Source organism: Luteimonas endophytica (assembly GCF_029887875.1).
Taxonomy (GTDB): Bacteria; Pseudomonadota; Gammaproteobacteria; order Xanthomonadales; family Xanthomonadaceae; genus Luteimonas; species Luteimonas endophytica.
Genome location: NZ_JARXRM010000012.1, coordinates 16373 through 34092, shown reverse-complemented (window position 1 = coordinate 34092; position 17720 = coordinate 16373). Strand labels below are relative to the sequence as shown.

Below are 17720 nucleotides of genomic sequence, written 5' to 3'. Positions count from 1 at the left end.
GGGCGCCGCCGCCGGGACCGGCGGCGCCGCGATCAGCGCCGACGCGCTGGCCAGGCACCTGCGCGTCCTCGCCTCCGACGAGTTCGAGGGGCGCGCGCCCGACACCCCTGGCGAGGAGAAAACGGTGGCCTATCTCGCCGCGCAGTTCGCCGAGCTGGGGCTCGAACCGGCCGGCGACGGCGGCGGCTGGACCCAGGCGGTGACGCTGGAGCGCAGCGAGATCGCCGGTCCCGTCGCGGCTGCCTTCCGCGTCGCCGGCACCACGCGCAAGCTCGCCAACGGCGAGGAGATCGCGCTCGAGACCCTGCACCCCGCGGGTGCGGTCGACATGAAGGACGTCCCGCTGGTGTTCGCCGGCTACGGCATCGCCGCGCCCGAGCTCGGCTGGGACGACTACGCCGGTCTCGACGTGGCCGGCAAGATCGTGGTGGTGCTGATCAACGATCCCGACTTCGAGACCGCGCCGGGGCGGTTCGGCGGCCGCGCCATGACCTGGTACGGCCGCTGGGCCTACAAATACCTCGAGGCCGCGCGCCGCGGCGCCGCGGGCGTGCTGATCGTGCACGAGACCGAGCCGGCGGCCTATCCGTGGGCGACGGTGCGCAACGGCCGCGCCGCGCCACAGTTCGACATCGTCCGCGTGGACGCCGACCGTCACCACCTGCGCGTGCGCGGCTGGATCCAGCGCGCGGTGGCCGAGCGCCTGTTCGCCGATGCCGGGCTCGACTTCGAGCAGGCCAGGCGCGCGGCGCAGCAGCCGGGCTTCCGGGCGCACGCGCTCGGCGATGCCGCGTTCTCGGCGAAGTTCGACGTCGCCCGCAGCCGCATCACCAGCCGCAACGTGCTCGGCCTGCTGCCCGGCAGCGAGCGCCCGGACGAGACGGTGATCGTCTCCGGCCACTGGGACAGCTTCGGCGTCGGACAGCCGGACGCCAGCGGCGACGCCATCATCAACGGCGCGGTCGACAACGCCACGGCGATCGCCTCGATGCTGGAGATCGCCAGGGTATTGAAGGCCGGCCCGCCGCCCGCGCGCAGCGTGCTGTTCGCGGCGCTGACGGCCGAGGAGAGCGGGCTGCTCGGCGCCACCCACTACGCCGCCAACCCGGTGCGGCCGCTGGAGACCACCGCGGCGGCGATCAACATGGAGATGTGGAGTCCGGACGGCCCGACCCGCGACATCTCGAGCTGGGGAGTGGGAAAGGTCTCGCTGGAGCGCGACCTGGAACGCGCGGCGGTGGCCGGCGGGCGCACGTACTCGCCCGATCCGGACCTGGAAGCGGGATTCTTCTACCGTGCCGACCATTTCGCCTTCGCCCAGGCCGGCGTACCGGCGATCACCATCGGCCCCGGCATGGACCAGATCGAGGGCGGGGTGGAAGGCGGCAAGGCGGCGCGGGCGGAATATTTCGCGCAGCGCTACCACCAGCCCGGGGACGAGTTCGGCGACGGGTGGGACATGCGCGGCCCGGTCGCGGATACCGAGGTGGTGCTGCGCCTGGTGCGCGAGATCGCGGATTCGCCGGGGTGGCCGGCGTGGAACGACGACAGCGAATTCAGGGCCGCGCGCGCGCCGACCGACGACGCCCGGCGCTAGGGAGCGCGGCCATCAAGCCGGTCGCACCCGCCTGCGAGCGCAATCGCACGCCGATCCTGGCGGTGCTGCGCGAGCGCTTCGCAGACCGCACCCGGGTGCTGGAGATCGGCAGCGGCACCGGCCAGCACGCCGTGCATTTCGCGGAGGCGATGCCGCACCTCGCCTGGCAGACCTCGGACCTCGCCGACAACCTGCCGGGCATCCGCGCATGGCTGGACGAGGCCGGCCTGCCCAACACGCCTCCACCGATCGCGCTCGACGTGCTGCAGCCGCCGTGGCCGGCGCTCGACGCCGATGCGGTGTTCACCGCCAACACCCTGCACATCATGGGCTGGGACGGGGTGGAGGCGTTCTTCCGCGGCGCCGGGCGGATACTGGCTGGCGCGCCCGGCGGCGTGCTGGTGGTCTACGGGCCGTTCAACGACGCCGGCGGCTACACCAGCGACAGCAATCGCGACTTCGATGCCTGGCTGCGGGCGCGCGACCCGCATTCCGGCATCCGCGATCTCGGGGCGGTGGACGCGCTCGCGGCCGCCGCCGGCCTGCACCGCGTTGCCGACGTCGCCATGCCGGCCAACAACCGCTGCCTCGTCTGGCGGGCCGTGTAGTGGTAGAAACGGGACTCCATCCGGGAACGAGGCTCCACCATGATCACGCGACGTGAATACCTGAAGCTGTCGATCGCCGCCGGCGTGGCCCTGGCGATCAGCCCGCGGCGGTTGCTGGCCGACGACAGCCCGCGCGCGCTGCTGACCCGGGCGATCCCCGGCACCAGCGAGCAACTGCCGGTAGTCGGGCTGGGCAGCTCCGCCTCGTTCTCGCGGCTGGCTGGCGAGGGAGACGACGCCGCCATCGGCGAGATCCTGCAGACGCTGGTGCGCAGCGGCGGCCGCGTGTTCGATACCGCCCCCAGCTACGGTGCGGCGGAGGAGGTGGCGGGCCGCGCCGCACGCGAGGCCGGCCTCGGCGACCGGCTGTTCTGGGCCACCAAGCTCAACGTCGCCCCGCGCGGCGGCGGTGCGGCCGACCCGGCCGCCGCGCGCGCGCAACTCGAGCAGTCGTTGGCGCGCGCCCCGGGCTCGCCGGTCGACCTGGTGCAGGTGCACAACCTCGGCGACGTGGCGACGCAACTGCCGATCCTCGCCGAGGCCAAGGCCGCCGGGCGGATCCGCTACGTCGGCCTGACCACCACCGTCGAGCGCCAGTACGAGCAGCTCGAGCGCCTGATGCGCGAGCAGGCGCTGGATTTCATCGGCGTCGACTATGCGGTCGACAACCGAACGATGGAGCAGCGCATCTTCCCGCTGGCGCAGGAGCGCGGCATCGGCGTGCTGGTGTACGCGCCGTTCGGGCGCACGCGGCTGTGGGAAAAGGTGGAGGGGCGGGAACTGCCGGACTGGGCGGCCGACTACGACATCGCCAGCTGGGGCCAGTTCTTCCTCAAGTTCGTGGTCTCGCACCCGGCGGTGACCTGCGCCACGCCGGCCACCAGCAAGCCGCGCCACCTGCTCGACAACATGGGCGCGGCCAGTGGCCGGATGCCGGACGAGGCCGGCCGCCAGCGCATGGCCGCGTACATCGAGGCGCTCTGAGCGCTACCAGGGCAGGTCGCGGAGGTCGATCGCTCCGGTGGCGATGTCCGTCGCCGGCCCCGAGCAGCCTGCCTCAGCGCCGGGGTGGGCGGCGGCCCCCAACCACGGGCAGCTGCCAGCCGCGGCGGATCGCCATGAACCGGAGCGCGAAGCACAGGACCGCGCCGGCGATCGTGGACGCGGCGGCGGGCCAGCCGAGTGCGTCGCCGGCGACCACGCAGGCCGCGCCGAGCAGGGCCGCGACGGCATAGAACTCGCGCCGGAGCACGCTCGGGATCTCCGCGACCAGCAGGTCGCGGGCGATGCCGCCGCCGATGCCGGACAGCATCCCCAGCATCACCGCGCCGCTGGGCCCGAGCCCGGCGGCCAGTGCCTTGCCTGCCCCGGTCACCGCGAACAGCGCCAGGCCAACGGCGTCGAACAACTGCACCGGGTTGCGCAGCCGCTCCACGCGTTCGTGGGAGTAGAAGGTGACCAGGCCGGCCAGCAGCGAGACCGCGAGGTAGCGCCAGTCCGCCAGCGCGACCGGCGGGGTGGCGCCGATCAGCGTGTCGCGGGCGATGCCGCCGGCGGTGGCGGCCGCGAACGACAGCACCAGCACCCCGAACAGGTCCAGCCGCTTGCGCACGCCCAGGGTGGCGCCGCTGATCGCGAACGCGAAGGTGCCGGCCAGGTCGAGTATCAGGACCGGTAGCGCCGTCGTCATGCGCGCGCACCGCGATCCACGTCAGGCCGCCGCCACCTGCACCACCCGCAGCGGGTTGTCCCACTCGCGCAGCAGCTCGGCCTCGCGCGCCCTGGCGGCCTGCAGATGCGCTTCCTTGACGTGGCCGTAGCCGCGGATGTGCTCGGGCACGCTGGCGATCTGCGCGGCGAGGTCGACGTTGCCGCCGTCGAGCTTCTCCAGCAGTCCGCCGACGGTGCGCTCGTAGTCTTCGATCAGCCGCCGCTCCATCCGCCGCTCCGCGGTGTAGCCGAAGATGTCCAGCGCGGTGCCGCGCAGGCGGCGCAATTTCGCCAGCACGCCGAAGGCGCGGAACACCCACGGGCCGAACTCCTTCTTCTGCAATTCGCCCTTTTCGTTCCTCCTGGCCAGCAGCGGCGGGGCCAGATGGAAGTGGACGGTGTAATCGCCCTCGAACTGCTGTTCGAGGCGGCGCCGGAACTCGCCGCTGGTATACAGCCGCGCCACCTCGTATTCGTCCTTGTAGGCCATCAGCTTGAAGAAATAGCGCGACACCGCCTCGGTGAGATCGGTGGAGCCCGGCGCCTTCTCCGCCTCGGCCGCGCGCACCCGGGCCACGAAGTCGCCGTAGCGGCGCGCGTAGCCGGCGTCGTGGTAGTCGGTGAGGAAGGCGATGCGGCGGGCGATCAGCTCGTCGAGCGAGCGCGACAGGCGCAGGTCGTCCAGCGGCAGGAAGGCGACATTGCCATCGCCGGTACCCGCCCGGCCGCCGCTGCCGCGGGCGCTGCCACCGCCTTCCGTGGTGCCGGCGGCGGACAGCGGCGGGCGGTCCGCGGGCGTCGGATCAGAGGCGGGCAGGTGACGCAGGTCGTCCTCGTCACGGAGCGGCTTGGGTGCGCTGGTGGCGCCCCATTCGTTGCCTTCCCAGTCGCCCGGCGGCAGCGCGTCGAGCAGGTGCGGCGTGGACTCTGCAGCGGTCGGTGCGTTGCGCACGATCCCGGCCGCCTCTTCCACCGCCGCCAGGTCGATCGCCGCCAGCCGCCCCCAGGCGAACGCGGTCTTGTTCATCTCGACCGCGGCGCCGTTCAGCTCGACCGCACGCATCAGCGACTCCAGCGACAGCGGCACCAGCCCGCGCTGCCAGGCATAGCCGAGGATGAAGAGGTTGGCGGCGATCGCGTCGCCCATCAGCGCGGTGGCCAGCTGGGTGGCGTCGACCAGCAGCGGCGCCTCCCCGCCGAGCGCGCCCTGGATCGCGGCGACGATGTCGGTGGCCGGGAACTCCATGTCCGGGCGGGTGGTGAAGGTGCCGGGCATCGCCTCCCAGGTGTTGAGCACCACCTGGCTGCGGCCGGCGCGGATTTTCGACAGCGCCCAGTAGTCGTTGACCACCACCATGTCGCAGCCCAGCACCAGGTCGGCCTCGCCGGCGGCGATGCGTACCGCGTGGATGTCGGCCGGTGCGCGGGCGATGCGGATGTGGGTGGTCACCGCGCCGCCCTTCTGCGCCAGCCCGGTCTGGTCGAGCACGGTCGAGCCGCGGCCTGCCAGGTGCCCGGCCATGCCCAGCAGCGCGCCGATGGTGACCACGCCGGTGCCGCCGACGCCGGTGATGAGGATGTTCCACGGCTGCGCCAGGTCGGTGCGGAACTGCGGCATCGGCAGCTCGGCCAGGCGCTCGGCCGCGGAAACCTTGCGGCCCTTGCGCGGCCTGCCGCCGTGCACGGTGACGAAGCTGGGGCAGAAGCCCTCGACGCAGCTGTAGTCCTTGTTGCAGTTGGACTGGTCGATGGCGCGCTTGCGTCCGAACTCGGTGTCCTGCGGCAGCACCGAGACGCAGAAGCTCTTCTGCCCGCAGTCGCCGCAGCCCTCGCAGACCAGGGTGTTGACGAACACGCGCTTGGCCGGGTCCTCGATCCTGCCGCGCTTGCGGCGGCGGCGCTTCTCGGTGGCGCAGGTCTGGTCGTAGATCAGGATCGAGACGCCCTTCACCTCGCGCAGGCGCTGCTGCACCGTGTCCAGCTCGCCGCGGTCGAAGAACTCGACGCCCGACGGGAACAGTTCCGGCCTGGACCATTTGCCGATCTCGTCGCTCACCACCACGATGGTGTCGATGCCCTCGGCGCGCATCTGCTGGGCGATGTCGGGCACGCTGAGGCTGCCGTCGACCGGCTGCCCGCCGGTCATCGCCACCGCGTCGTTGTAGAGGATCTTGTAGGTGATGTTGACCTTGGCCGCGACCGCCTGGCGGATCGCCAGCGACCCGGAATGGAAATAGGTACCGTCGCCGAGGTTCTGGAACACGTGCGGGGTGTCGGTGAACGCGGCCTGGCCGGCCCAGGTGACGCCTTCGCCGCCCATGTGGGTGAAGGTGTCGGTGTCGCGGTCCATCCACGTCACCATGTAGTGGCAGCCGATTCCGGCCAGCGCGCGCGAGCCCTCCGGCACCCGCGTGCTGGTGTTGTGCGGGCAGCCCGAGCAGTAGTGCGGCACGCGCGGGAACTGCGCCCGCGGCAGCGCCAGCTCGCCTTCCTTCCGCTCCATCCACGCCAGCACCTGGCGCATCCGTTCCGAGTCGTGGAAACGCTGGATGCGGCGCGCGATCACCGCGGCGATCCGCGCCGGGGTCAGCTCGCCGGTGGAAGGCAGGATCCACTCGCCGGCCTCGTCGTACTTGCCGACGATGGGCGGCCGGCCGCCGCCGGGCAGGCCGAAATCGAAGTTGTAGAACAGCTCCTTCATCTGGCCCTCGATGAAGCCGTGCTTCTCCTCGACCACCAGGATGTCCTCGAGCCCCTGGGCGAACGCGCGGATCCCCACCGGTTCGAGCGGCCAGGTCATGCCGACCTTGTAGACGCGGATGCCGAGTTCGGCGCAGGCACGCGCATCCAGGCCCAGGTATTCGAGCGCCTGCAGCACGTCCAGGTAGCTCTTGCCGGTGGTGACGATGCCCAGCCGCGGCTGCGGTGCGTCGATCACCACGCGGTCGATGCGGTTGGCGCGCGCGAACGCCTGCGCCGCCTTCACCGCGTAGCGGTGCAGGCGCATCTCCTGGTCCATCGGCGGGTCGGGCCAGCGGATGTTGAGGCCGCCGGGCGGCAGCTCGAAATCCTCGGGCGTCACGATCCGCAGCGCGAACGGGTCGACGTCCACCGACACCGACGACTCCACCGTCTCGGCGATCGTCTTGAACCCCACCCAGCGGCCGGTGTAGCGGCTCATCGCCCAGCCCAGCAGGCCCATGTCGAGGATGTCCTGGACCCCGGCTGGGTTGAGCACCGGCATCATCGCGCTGGTGAACTCGCCCTCCGAGCCGTGCGGCAGGGTCGAGCTGCGGCAGGCGTGGTCGTCGGCGGCCAGCGCCAGCACGCCGCCGTGGCGCGCGGTGCCGGCGGCGTTGGCGTGCTTGAACACGTCGCCGCAGCGGTCCACGCCCGGACCCTTGCCGTACCACATCGCGTAGACGCCATCGACCCGTGCGCCCGGGAACAGCCCTGTCTGCTGGGTGCCCCAGACCATGGTCGCGCCGAGATCCTCGTTGAGGCCGGGCTGGAATTTCACCCCCGCCTCTTCCAGGTGCTTGCGCGCGCGCCACAGCTCCAGGTCGAACCCGCCCAGCGGCGAGCCGCGGTAACCGGAGACGAAGCCGCCGGTGTCCAGCCCGGCCGCACGGTCGCGCAGCCGCTGCATCAGCGGCAACCGCACCAGCGCCTGCACCCCGGAGAGGTAGATCCGTCCGTCGGTGCGGGTGTAGCGGTGCTCCAGGGTGTAGTCGGGGTCGACCACGCCGCGGGTCAGGCCGGTATCGGCCGAAGCGGGCGAGGAGAGCTCGGCGGTGCTGGTCATGGCGGAGTCTTCGGCTTGCGAACGGATCGCTGGCGGGCCGCGGCGGCGTGAAGCGGCGCCCGGGCAGCCGGAAATTGTATCAGCGGGCCCCGCGCTGCCGTTTGGGCGGCCGCGAGCTGGCGCCGGCCGGCGAACGGGCGCAGGATGGCGGCGTCGGGGCGGGGAACCCCACGTCCACCGAGTGAGGGGGCGAGAGGGATGTCGGCCATGCTGCAGGCAACCGATCGAAACGAAAGCGGCGCCTGGGCGCGCCGCCACAACCAGGCCCTGGTGGCGCTGGCCCGGGAGGTCTGGCACGACCGCTGCAGCCTGCAGGCGGCGTACGCGCGGATCTGCGAGATCGCCGCTTCCACGCTGGAGGCGGACCGCGTCGGCGTCTGGCTGCTCGACCCCACCCGCAGCCGGCTCGCCTGCATTCATCTCTACCTGCGCGCCGGCGCGCAACACGATCCGCCCGGATCGCACGAGGTGCTGGCCCTGGGCAGCGAGTACGGTGCGCGGCTGGGCGAGCTGCGGGTGATCGAGGCCGCCGATCTGGCCGGCGACCGCGCCCTGACCGCCGCCGATCCGGCGCTGGCCGGCTACCTGCAGCGCCACGGCATCGTCTCGATGCTGGACGCCCCGGTGCGCTGCGAAGGCGAGGTGGTGGGCGTGGTCTGCCACGAGCAGGTCGGAGCGCAGCGATGCTGGAGCGTCGAGGACCAGGCCTTCGCCGCGAGCATCGGCGACTACGTGGCGATGGCCGCGGAGATCGATCGCCGCCGCGAGGCGGAGGATCGGCTGCGCTATCTCGAACTGCACGATCCGCTCACCGAGCTGCCCAACCGCCATCACCTGCTCGAGGTCGCGCACGCCGCGCTGCGGCCGCTGCACAGCGGCTCGCGGGGCGTGGCGGCGATCCACCTCCAGCTCGAGCCGGGCGCCGTCGTCGGCAACGACGCGCCGCTGCTGGTCGAGGCGGCTGCGCGGCTGCGCCTCGCGTTCGGCGACGCCGCGACCCTGGCGCGGGTGCGCGAGCATGCGTTTGCGCTGCTGCCGCATGGGCAGGTGCTGGAAACCCAGGCGCTGGACATCGCCGAGCGCAGCCTGGACCTGCTGCAGGACGCCGGCCGCGCGGTCTCGGTCGGCATCGCCTTCGCCGGCGATCTGGCCGCGCCCAGCGCCGAAACGCTGCTGCGCAACGCCGAGCTGGCCAGCCAGCGCGCGCGCAGCGGCGGCCAGAACCGCTGCGAGGTCTTCGATGCCGAGCACCATCGCGGACTCCTGCGGCGCCTGGAGACCGAACGCGCGCTGCGCGAGGCGATGGCCGAGGACCGGCTCGAGGTCTGGTACCAGCCGGAAATCGACCTGCGCGACGGGAGCTGGCTGGGCGCGGAGGCGCTGCTGCGGCTGCGCGAACGCGACGGGACGCTGCGCGCGGCGCAGGATTTCATCGACGTGGCCGAGTCGTCCGGCCTGATCGTGCCGATCGGGCGCGCGGTGCTGGAACGCGCCTGCGGCACGGCACGCGACTGGCCTGCGCGCGCTGGCCGCGCGCCGGTGCTGCGGGTCAACCTGTCGGCGCGCCAGTTCGAGCAGCCCAGCCTGGTGTCGGACGTGGAGGCCGCGCTGCGCGAGACCGGGCTGCCGCGCGCGCGCCTGTGCCTGGAGCTCACCGAGACTGCGCTGCTGGCCGACGCCGAGGGCGCGGCGCGCATCCTGGGGCGGCTGCGGGCGCTGGGGGTGCGGATCGCGCTGGACGATTTCGGTACCGGTTGGTCGTCGCTGGGCTACCTGCGGCGGCTGCCCATCGACACCATCAAGCTGGACCGCAGTTTCGTCGCCGGCCTGCCGGACGACCGCTACGACAGCGCGATCGTCGAAGGCGTGGCCGGGATCTCGCGCCGGACCGGCCTGGAGGTGGTGGCCGAGGGGGTGGAAACGCAGGCCCAGGGCGAGGCCCTGCGCGCACTGGGCATCTTTCGCGCCCAGGGTTTCCTGTTCGCACCGGCGCTGCCCAACGAGGAGCTGCTGGCGCGCTACGGCGCCGGCTGAGCGCGCAGTCACGCAGCCGCCGGCGCGGCCCGCTACAATGCGCGCGGGGATCCGAACACGTGCCAATGCCATGAAAGCCATGCTTGTCCGCGGCCTGGGCCTCGCGCTCATGCTGTCGTTTGCCGCCCACGCCCAGAGCCTGCCGCGGCCCAAAGAGTTCTATTTCGACCAGGACGAGGCCACCACCGGTCCGGTGGTCGCCATCGAGGGCAGCGACGAGCCCACCCATGCGCGGCTGATGCAGATGATCGAGCGCGGCCAGCGCGACGCCGACCGCGCCGCGGCCCAGCTCGCCCACGCGGCGATGCGGACCGGCCGCACCGAAACCGGCATCGCCCTGTACCAGCGCGCGCTCGACGACGCCGCCCAGCGCAGTGCGCTGCGCAAAGCGATCCACTGGAACTACGGCTGGGACCTGCTGCGCAGCGGCGATGCCGAGGCCGCGCTGGAGCAGTGGCTGGCCGCCGTGTCCGGGCGCCTGGCCGGGCCCGAATGGCTGCCGCCGACGCTGGCGATGGTGTTGTGGCGGCTGGAGCGCCACGACGAGGCCCGCGACTGGTACGCCGCCGCGGTGCGCACCTACCCGCAACGGTGGCGCGATCCCGGCGACTTCAGCGCGCTGCTGCCGGGCTGGCAGGACGACGAGCGCGCCACCCTGGCCGAGGTGCACGCGGCCTGGCGCGAGAATCCGCCGGCCTGGCCCTGACGGGCGCCGTCCCGCCCGCGAAGCGTAGCGGCGGTCATGGCCGCGAAAGCCGGAGGTTCCGGGCGGGTCGGCGGCGATCGCGGGCGGGGCCGAAGGGGCCGGCCTTCAGCGGCTGCCCGGGTCCTCGATCGCCACGTCGTGGCTGCGCAGCCAGTCGCGGATCCGCTCGCGGCCGCGCTTCGCCTCGCCGCTGAGCACGTCCTCGCGGGTGGTGAACAGGAACTGCTGGAAGGTCGCATCCTGGACGTTGCGGGCGTTCGGGTCGGCCCCTGCCTCGAGCAGCCTCAACGCGTTCACCGGATCGTTGTACTTGGCCGCCTGGTGCAGCGGGGTGTTGCCGCCGCGGTCGGCGGCGTTGGGGTCGGCGCCGGCCGCGATCAGGGCCCGCAGCTGCGTCTCGCGCTTGCCGCGCAGTGCCGAGGCCAGCGGCGTGGACTGGGTGACGGCATTGCGGGCGTTCGCATCGGCGCCGCGTGCGAGCAGCAGCTCGAGGTATTGCGGGTCGTTGGCCATCGCCGCCAGGTGGATCACCGTGTCGCCGTCGATGCCGGGCTGGGACGGATCGGCGCCGGCCTCGAGCAACGCCTCCATGCCGCGCGGCGACTTGTTGAGCAGCGCCCACTGCAGCAGCGTGGTCTGCTTGTCGCCCTGCGCGTCCAGCGGCACGCCGGCCTGCGCCAGTGCGCGCACCGCGTCGGCGTCGCCGGCGGCCACGGCGGCGGCCAGCTCGGCCACGCGAGGATCGGTAAAGACTTGGTTGGCATCCACCGGGTGGGCTCCCTGTCTGGCGCAGGCGGCGCTGGACAACAGCATAAACGAGAGCACTGCGACCCAGCGGAGCAGGGCGCGGTGCGGCGGACGTGGGGCGGAAGGACGCATGGCGGCGATCGGCACGGGGCGGCCGGCAGTCTAGTGAAGGCGGGCGGTCGCCGCGGTGAACGGCGCGCGCCCGACCGTCATCGCCGGACCGCGCCCCGCCTCACCGCGCATCAGAACCAGTTGCCCGGATTCCAGTTGCTGTCCTTGACATCGTTCCAGCGGTCCTGGGCCCATTCGCCGGCGGTGTTCAGGCCGCTGCTGACCTTGTCGCCGGCCCAGTCGAGGCCGCGTTCGACCAGGCCGCCGACCGTGTCGAGACCATCGCCCAGCCACTGCGTGCCGCCCTCGATCCAGCCGCCGACGGTATCGCCGACGCCGGACAGGCCGACCGCATCGCCGAGATCGCGGACCAGGCCGCCGGCGAGGTTGCCGGTGGCGTTGACCGCGTCGCCGGTCAGGGCGAGCCCGCGGTTGAGGACGTTGCCGGTGCCCTGCAGGGCGAACTCGGCCACGTCGCCGGTGGCGCCGACCACGGCGTCGATGGGACGGCCGTTGGCCAGGTCGCGGCCGGAGTCGAGCAGGTCGCGACCAAGGTCGATGCCGTCGCGCGCGGTGTCCACCACCAGTCCGCCGCCCTCGCGGATCGCGTTGCCGGCGAGGTCGAGCACCGCCTCACCGGGGCGTTCGATGGCGCTGTCCAGCGGCGAAGTCTCCACCGGCGTCACGTTGCCGCGTTCCAGGCCGCTGAGGACCGCCGGCATCAGGTGGGCGCGGATCGGATCCTTGATGAAGTTGGTGTTGTCCAGGCGCAGCTCGTGGCCCACCGCGTCCGGCAGCGGCATGCCGTTTTGCTGCACGCCGGTCAGGATGTCGTTTTCGACGTTGTAGCGCCGCACCTGGCCGTCGGCGGCCACTTCGCGCGCGCCGTTCGGGGTGAAGCCGAGGCTGCGCAGGGACTGGTCGCTGAGCCCGGCGGCGTTGAAGGTCACCGCCGGGTTGCCGGTGGCCAGGGAGGCGGCCGAGGCCAGCCCGCCGCCGAGCGAATGGCCGGTGATCACCAACTGGTCGCCCCATTCGGCGCGCGCCTCCTGGGCCAGCGCCATGGCGTCGCGGTACTGGGCGGTATCGAAGCCCAGGCCCTGGCCGGCGTTGGTCAGCCAGTCGCTGCCGCTCTTCGGGTCGGTGCCGGCGAAGGCGAGCACGTAGCGGCCGTTGCCGTCGGTATAGATGCCGGCCTGGAACCCGCTGGCGTCGCTGGACAGCGGCGTGGAGATCCCGGGCGGCAGATCCTCGACCCGGCTCCAGCTGCCGGCGCCGATCGCGGTCGCGCCCTCGGTGTTGTAGACGTCCTGGGAGAGCAGCGCGAGGTCCATGTCGAGGACCGCCTGCGGGTCCTGGCCGCGCGCCTGCTCGGCGAACGAACCGGCGGGCACCGGCGAGGTGTCGCCATTGGCCGCCATCAGGCTGCCGAACTGCGGGTGGTAGGCCGGCTCGGCGACGTACGGTGCCGCTTCCTGCAGCCACTGGTTGTAGCCGGCGGGATTGGTCTGGGGGTCGGGCGGCGGCGGCAGGTTGTGCTGCTGCGCCAGGGAAACCGCGTTGTCGAACTGGACGGACATGTCCCTGCTCCGGTCGGGCATCACCCGTGTCGCTGCCCACGCTAGGACAGCGCGGACGCCGCCGCCAGCTAGGGCTGACCCGAGTCCGCCGCCCTGCGCGCGGGCGCTTGGCGGCGATCGCGGACGTGGGGGCCGCGCCGGCCTTCACGCGCATGGCGCGCCTACGGCGCGGCGGCGCCTGCCTCCAGGGGGACTTCGTGTGCGCGCAGCCACGCCACCACCGCATCGCGGCCGGCGCGCGCCTCGGCGGTCAGGCGGTCGCCCGGGGTCTTGAAGAAATACGCCTGGAAGGTGGCGTCCTGGGCGTTCTTGGCGCCGGGGTCGGCGCCCGCCTCGAGCAGGGCCAGCACCTGGCTGCCGGCGTTGAGCATCGCCGCGCGGTGCAGCGGGGTGTTGCCGGTGCGGTCGGCGGCATCGGGGTCGGCGCCCGCCTCCAGCAGGCGCCGGAACTGCGCCTCGGTCCTCGGCCCGGTGGCGCCGGCCAGCGGCGTGGCCCGGGTCTCGCCGTGGCGGGCATCGGGATCGCCCCCGTGGGCGAGCACGATCTCCAGGTACTCGGGGTCGTCGGCAATGGCGGCGCCATGCACCGCGGTGCTGCCGCCCAGGCCCGGGCGGTTGGGGTCGGCGCCGGCCTCGAGCAGGGCGCGCAGGCCGGTCTTGCTCTGCGCCAGCATCGCCAGCTGCAGCAGGTTGAGCCCGCTCTCGCCCTTCGCGTCGGGGTCGGCGCCCTGCCGCACCAGCTCGCCGACGCGCGCGGCATCGCCGGCGGCGGCGGCCTCGGCCAGCGCCGCGGCGGCCGGGTCTTCGGGAAAGGCGTGCTTGGCGTCCATGGCGTCTCCGCTGCAGGCGGCGCCGGACAGCATCAGCAGGATCGTCAGCAATGCGGCGCGCATCGGCCGATTCTCACACACCCCGGCCGGAGCGCGCCGTGGGGGTCAGCTCTCCCAGGGGCGCTGCCCGCGCAGGGCGTCCAGCACCGCATCCTGCGAATGCAGCTCGCCGGCGTGCTGCACGATCGCGATCGGGTTGAAACGGCTCCAGCCGGTCAGCGGATCCGGATCGTCCAGCACGATCTCATGGCCGGGCGCATCGGGAATGCCGTTGACCACCCAGATGTCCTCCTGCGCCTTGGTCAGGGCCTCGCCCTCGACGTTGTAGCGGCGGATCTGGCCGGCCTCGGCGTCCGCCTTGGCGGCGTCGGGGTCGAGGCCCAGGTCGCGCATGGTGTCGTCGTGCACGCCGGAGGCGTTGAAGGTCACCGCGGCGTTGCCGGTGGCCAGCGAGGCGGTGGCGGCGAGCCCGCCGCCCAGCGAGTGGCCGGTGATGGCGAGGCTGTCGCCGAACGCGGCGTCGGCCAGCTGTGCCAGCTGCACGGCCTCGTCGTACTGCTCGGCCTGCCAGCCCAGGCCCTGGCGGAGGTTGGCGCCGGTCCAGTCCTGGAACTCGTTGGAGCCGGCGAACGCCAGCACGTGGTTGCCGTCGCCATCGGTGTAGATGCCGGCGCGGAAGCCGGTCTCGGGGTTCTCCAGCGAGGCCGGGTCGATGCCCGCCGCCAGCAGCTGGGCGTCGTCCAGCCGCGTCCAGTCGCCGACCGACTGCACCGAAGGGTCGTAGACCGCGGCGGACAGCTCCATCATCTGCAGGTCGATCGCCTGCGGCGCCTGGCCGCGGACCTGGGCATCGAAGGAGGCGTTGGCGGGCTGCTGCGGGAACAGCGCCGCCAGCTGCGGATGGTAGCTGGGCTCGAGGCGATAGCTGCCGGTCGGCACCTGCGGCAGCGGCTGCTGCAGCGGGCCGCCGGTCTCGGCCGGGCCGGCGCGCAGCGCCTGCTGGGCGACCGTCGAGGACTCGATGTTCAGGCTCATGCCACGCCCCTCCATGCGGATACCGCCGACCCTAGCGCCGCAGCGCCCGTGCGGCCAGCTAGGGGCGACCCGAGGCGCCGTGCGGCCGGCGCGGTATCGTGTAGGCCGTCTCCATCCCGCGAGAACCCCGTGAACCCGCTGCCGTCCCGCCTGCTCCTTCGCGCCGCCGTCGTGCTGGCGCTGTGCTGCACCGCCGCCCTGCCGCTGTCGGCCGCCGACCGCATCACCGGCCAGCCGTTCGCCACCCGCAGCGAGGTCTACGCCCCGCACGCCATGGCGGCCACCTCGCATCCTCTGGCCACCCAGATCGCGCTGGAGGTGATGCGCGGCGGCGGTTCGGCGATGGACGCGGCGATCGCCGCCAACGCCGCGCTGGGGCTGATGGAGCCGACCGGCAACGGCATCGGTGGCGATCTGTTCGCGATCGTCTGGGATCCGGCCACGCGCAGGCTGCACGGCTACAACGGCTCCGGGCGCTCGCCGCGCTCGCTCACCCTGGCCGAGTTCCGGCGCCGCGGTCTCGAGGACGTGCCGCCGCACGGCCCGCTGCCGGTGACCGTGCCGGGCACGGTCGACGCCTGGTTCGCCCTGCACGAGCGCTTCGGCCGGCGGCCGATGGCCGACAACCTGGCGCCGGCGATCCGCTACGCACGCGAGGGCCACCCCGTGCACGAGACCATCGCCCACTACTGGAACCGCAGCGTGCCGCTGCTGTCGAAATGGCCCGGTTTCGCCGAGCAGTTCACCATCGACGGCCGCGCGCCGCGCACCGGCGAGACCTGGCGCAACCCCAACCTCGCCAACACCCTGTCGGCGATCGCCGAAGGCGGCCGCGATGCCTTCTACAAGGGCGACATCGCCCGCACCATCGACGCCTATTTCAAGGCCAACGACGGGTTCCTGTCCTATGAGGACCTCGCCGCGCACCGGGGCGAGTGGGTGGAACCGGTGTCGACCAATTATCGCGGCTACGACGTCTGGGAGCTGCCGCCGAACGGGCAGGGGATCGCCGCGCTGCAGATCCTCAACCTGCTCGAACCCCACGACCTGGCCGGCTACGGCTTCGGCAGCCCGGAGCACGTGCACCTGTTCGTCGAGGCCAAGAAGCTCGCCTTCGCCGACCGCGCGCGCTGGTACGCCGACCCGGACTTCCACCCGGCACCGGTGGCGCGGCTGATCTCCAAGGAGTACGCCGCCGAGCGCGGCAAGCTGATCTCGATGGACCGCGCCCTGCGCGAGGCGCAGCCGGGCACCCCGCGCCAGCTCGACGAGGGGGACACCATCTATCTCACCACCGCCGATGCCGACGGCATGATGGTTTCGCTGATCCAGTCCAACTACCGCGGCATGGGCAGCGGCATGGCGCCGCCGGGGCTGGGCTTCATCCTCCAGGACCGTGGCGAGCAGTTCGTGCTGCGCGAGGACCATCCCAACGGCTATGCGCCGGGCAAACGCCCGTTCCATACCATCATCCCGGCGTTCGTGACCAAGGACGGCGAGCCTTGGCTGTCCTACGGGGTGATGGGCGGGGCGATGCAGCCGCAGGGCCACGTGCAGATCCTGCTCAACCTGATCGACTTCGGCATGAACCTGCAGGAGGCCGGCGATGCGCCGCGCATCCAGCACGACGGCAGCACCGACCCGGCCGGACAGGCCGTGGCGATGAGCGACGGCGGCGAGGTCGACCTGGAAAGCGGCTTCTCCTACGCGACCGTGCGCGCGCTGATGGGCAAGGGCCACAGCGTGCGTTTCGCCCACGGCCCCTACGGCGGCTACCAGGCGATCATGGCCAATCCCCACGGTGGCTGGATCGGCGCCAGCGAATCGCGCAAGGACGGCCATGCAGCCGGTTACTGAGCGACGCCCGCGCAACGCGGCGACAAGGTGGCTGGCCGCGGTCCTGCTGCTGGCCATGGCCGGTCCTATGCCCGCCCAGGACGAGGCGGCCGGTGCCGCTCACCGCGCCTGGGTGCAGGGACTGCCCGGGCGGCTGGCCGCCGATGGCGGGCCGCGGGACCTGGCCCTGGCCGCGCTGCTGCGGCAGGTCGTCCGGGAGCCGGCCGACGGCGACCCCGCGGGGGCGGACCCGCAGGCCGAAGCCTGGCGCGAGACGGCGTTCGCCCGCGCCGGCACCGATGTCGTGGCGCTCACCCTGGTCCTGGCCGGCGCGACCGCCGACGAGGCGGTGCGCGAGCGCGCCCTCGACCGCTGGCGCCAACTGGAACCGGGCAATCTCGCGCCCTGGCTGGCGGACCACGATGCCAGCGTGGACGAGGTGCTGGAGGCGGCGCGCAGTGCGACCCGCGTCGACAGCCACCTCTACGGGCAGCTGCGCGCGACCGTCGACGCACTGGGCAGGCATCCGCCAACGCCGGAGCAGGCGGCGCTGCTGGTCGGCCGCGCGGATTCGCCCTCGACCCTGGAGGGCCTTGCGGCATTGCAGGGGATGAGCCTGTTGGCGGCAGTGGCGGTGCCCGCGCTGCAACCGCTGCTGCAGACCTGCCGCGAAGCGTTCGCGGCGGACTCTGCGTCCGGCCATGCCGCGGACTGCCGCAGCGCAGCCGCCCTGATGGTGGGTGCGGACACGATGCTGCTGCGGTTGGTGGGACTGGGCTTGGCCGAGACCGTGGCCGGCGACGCCGAAGCGCAGCGCGCGGCACGCGCGGCCCGGCGCCGCTTCGATTGGCAGATGGTCGAATGGGGCCGGCTGAGCGCAGCCGCGGCCGCCGGCGGCCTGGACGACCTCGCCCGGCTGCTGGACGACCCGGCGATCGTCGATGAGCCGGCGCTGGTCGAGCGGTTGCTCACCGAAGCCGGGATCCCGCTGCAGCCGCCGGCGGGCTGGGAGCCGCCGCGCGGCGGCTGATCGGCGGCGGCCGGACTCAAGCCGCGTAGGAGTGGCCCATCGCCGCGAAGGCCGTGGGCGGCTCCGCCTGGGTGGACGGTGATTCCGGGGA

The 17720-nt window shown here is 72.9% G+C and carries 13 protein-coding genes; 7 read left to right on the top strand and 6 right to left on the bottom strand.

All coding sequences use genetic code 11. The features are described 5' to 3' along the window. From QFW77_RS02295 to QFW77_RS02285, 3 genes are all read left to right on the top strand, one after another. A partial coding sequence (locus QFW77_RS02295; RefSeq protein WP_425603251.1) for a M28 family metallopeptidase occupies positions 1 to 1597 on the top strand: 1597 nt, incomplete at its 5' end. 11 nt (positions 1598 to 1608) lie between these two features. Beyond that, positions 1609 to 2205, top strand: a complete 597-nt coding sequence (locus QFW77_RS02290; RefSeq protein ID WP_280572733.1) for a DUF938 domain-containing protein — start codon at positions 1609 to 1611, stop codon at positions 2203 to 2205. A gap of 39 nt (positions 2206 to 2244) precedes the next feature. After that, positions 2245 to 3189 (top strand): aldo/keto reductase, encoded by a 945-nt coding sequence (locus QFW77_RS02285; RefSeq protein ID WP_280572611.1) that lies wholly within the window; start codon positions 2245 to 2247, stop codon positions 3187 to 3189. Between the two features lie 73 nt (positions 3190 to 3262). On the opposite strand, the gene QFW77_RS02280 is transcribed toward QFW77_RS02285, so the two are convergent. Together QFW77_RS02280 and QFW77_RS02275 are read right to left on the bottom strand one after the other, a co-directional pair. Beyond that, positions 3263 to 3895 carry a trimeric intracellular cation channel family protein gene (locus tag QFW77_RS02280; protein ID WP_280572610.1) on the bottom strand — a complete coding sequence of 211 codons (633 nt, stop codon included), beginning with the start codon at positions 3893 to 3895 and terminating at the stop codon, positions 3263 to 3265. Positions 3896 to 3916: 21 nt separating this feature from the next. Next, the gene (locus QFW77_RS02275) at positions 3917 to 7720 is read right to left on the bottom strand and encodes an indolepyruvate ferredoxin oxidoreductase family protein (RefSeq protein ID WP_280572609.1); all 3804 of its coding nucleotides are present in this window, start codon (positions 7718 to 7720) and stop codon (positions 3917 to 3919) included. A 207-nt stretch (positions 7721 to 7927) separates the two neighbouring features. Here QFW77_RS02275 and QFW77_RS02270 point away from each other — a divergent pair, with 207 nt between their 5' ends. Both QFW77_RS02270 and QFW77_RS02265 read left to right on the top strand, forming a co-directional pair. Beyond that, on the top strand, positions 7928 to 9754 hold the full coding sequence (locus QFW77_RS02270; RefSeq protein WP_280572608.1) for a putative bifunctional diguanylate cyclase/phosphodiesterase: 1827 nt from the start codon (positions 7928 to 7930) through the stop codon (positions 9752 to 9754). Positions 9755 to 9824: 70 nt separating this feature from the next. Next, entirely contained in the window at positions 9825 to 10460 is a 636-nt protein-coding gene (locus tag QFW77_RS02265) for a tetratricopeptide repeat protein (RefSeq protein WP_280572607.1), read from the top strand. 105 nt (positions 10461 to 10565) lie between these two features. Here the strand turns inward: QFW77_RS02265 and QFW77_RS02260 are convergent, their stop codons facing one another. The 4 genes from QFW77_RS02260 to QFW77_RS02245 all read right to left on the bottom strand — a co-directional run bounded on the left by QFW77_RS02260 (position 10566) and on the right by QFW77_RS02245 (position 14763). Then, positions 10566 to 11228 carry an ankyrin repeat domain-containing protein gene (locus QFW77_RS02260; protein WP_280572605.1) on the bottom strand — a complete coding sequence of 221 codons (663 nt, stop codon included), beginning with the start codon at positions 11226 to 11228 and terminating at the stop codon, positions 10566 to 10568. Positions 11229 to 11449: 221 nt separating this feature from the next. Then, positions 11450 to 12898, bottom strand: a complete 1449-nt coding sequence (locus QFW77_RS02255) for a Tle-like phospholipase domain-containing protein (protein WP_280572604.1) — start codon at positions 12896 to 12898, stop codon at positions 11450 to 11452. A 161-nt stretch (positions 12899 to 13059) separates the two neighbouring features. Further along, a complete protein-coding gene (locus tag QFW77_RS02250; RefSeq protein ID WP_280572603.1) occupies positions 13060 to 13791 on the bottom strand; it encodes an ankyrin repeat domain-containing protein in 732 nt (243 codons plus the stop codon). Positions 13792 to 13833: 42 nt separating this feature from the next. Then, entirely contained in the window at positions 13834 to 14763 is a 930-nt protein-coding gene (locus QFW77_RS02245; protein WP_280572602.1) for a Tle-like phospholipase domain-containing protein, read from the bottom strand. A 171-nt stretch (positions 14764 to 14934) separates the two neighbouring features. Here QFW77_RS02245 and ggt point away from each other — a divergent pair, with 171 nt between their 5' ends. Both ggt and QFW77_RS02235 read left to right on the top strand, forming a co-directional pair. After that, positions 14935 to 16620 carry a gamma-glutamyltransferase gene (gene ggt, locus QFW77_RS02240; protein ID WP_425603253.1) on the top strand — a complete coding sequence of 562 codons (1686 nt, stop codon included), beginning with the start codon at positions 14935 to 14937 and terminating at the stop codon, positions 16618 to 16620. After that, positions 16604 to 17629, top strand: a complete 1026-nt coding sequence (locus QFW77_RS02235) for a hypothetical protein (protein ID WP_280572600.1) — start codon at positions 16604 to 16606, stop codon at positions 17627 to 17629. The genes ggt and QFW77_RS02235 overlap by 17 nt, the downstream gene beginning before the upstream one ends. The last annotated feature ends 91 nt before the right edge of the window (positions 17630 to 17720 follow it).

Coding starts and splice junctions, on each gene's coding strand:
- QFW77_RS02235 (WP_280572600.1), top strand. CDS start 16,604: ATGCAGCCGGTTACTGAGCGACGCCCGCGCAACGCGGCGACAAGGTGG.
- QFW77_RS02270 (WP_280572608.1), top strand. CDS start 7,928: ATGCTGCAGGCAACCGATCGAAACGAAAGCGGCGCCTGGGCGCGCCGC.
- QFW77_RS02280 (WP_280572610.1), bottom strand. CDS start 3,895: ATGACGACGGCGCTACCGGTCCTGATACTCGACCTGGCCGGCACCTTC.
- QFW77_RS02245 (WP_280572602.1), bottom strand. CDS start 14,763: ATGAGCCTGAACATCGAGTCCTCGACGGTCGCCCAGCAGGCGCTGCGC.
- QFW77_RS02285 (WP_280572611.1), top strand. CDS start 2,245: ATGATCACGCGACGTGAATACCTGAAGCTGTCGATCGCCGCCGGCGTG.
- QFW77_RS02275 (WP_280572609.1), bottom strand. CDS start 7,720: ATGACCAGCACCGCCGAGCTCTCCTCGCCCGCTTCGGCCGATACCGGC.
- QFW77_RS02250 (WP_280572603.1), bottom strand. CDS start 13,791: ATGCGCGCCGCATTGCTGACGATCCTGCTGATGCTGTCCGGCGCCGCC.
- QFW77_RS02255 (WP_280572604.1), bottom strand. CDS start 12,898: ATGTCCGTCCAGTTCGACAACGCGGTTTCCCTGGCGCAGCAGCACAAC.
- QFW77_RS02265 (WP_280572607.1), top strand. CDS start 9,825: ATGAAAGCCATGCTTGTCCGCGGCCTGGGCCTCGCGCTCATGCTGTCG.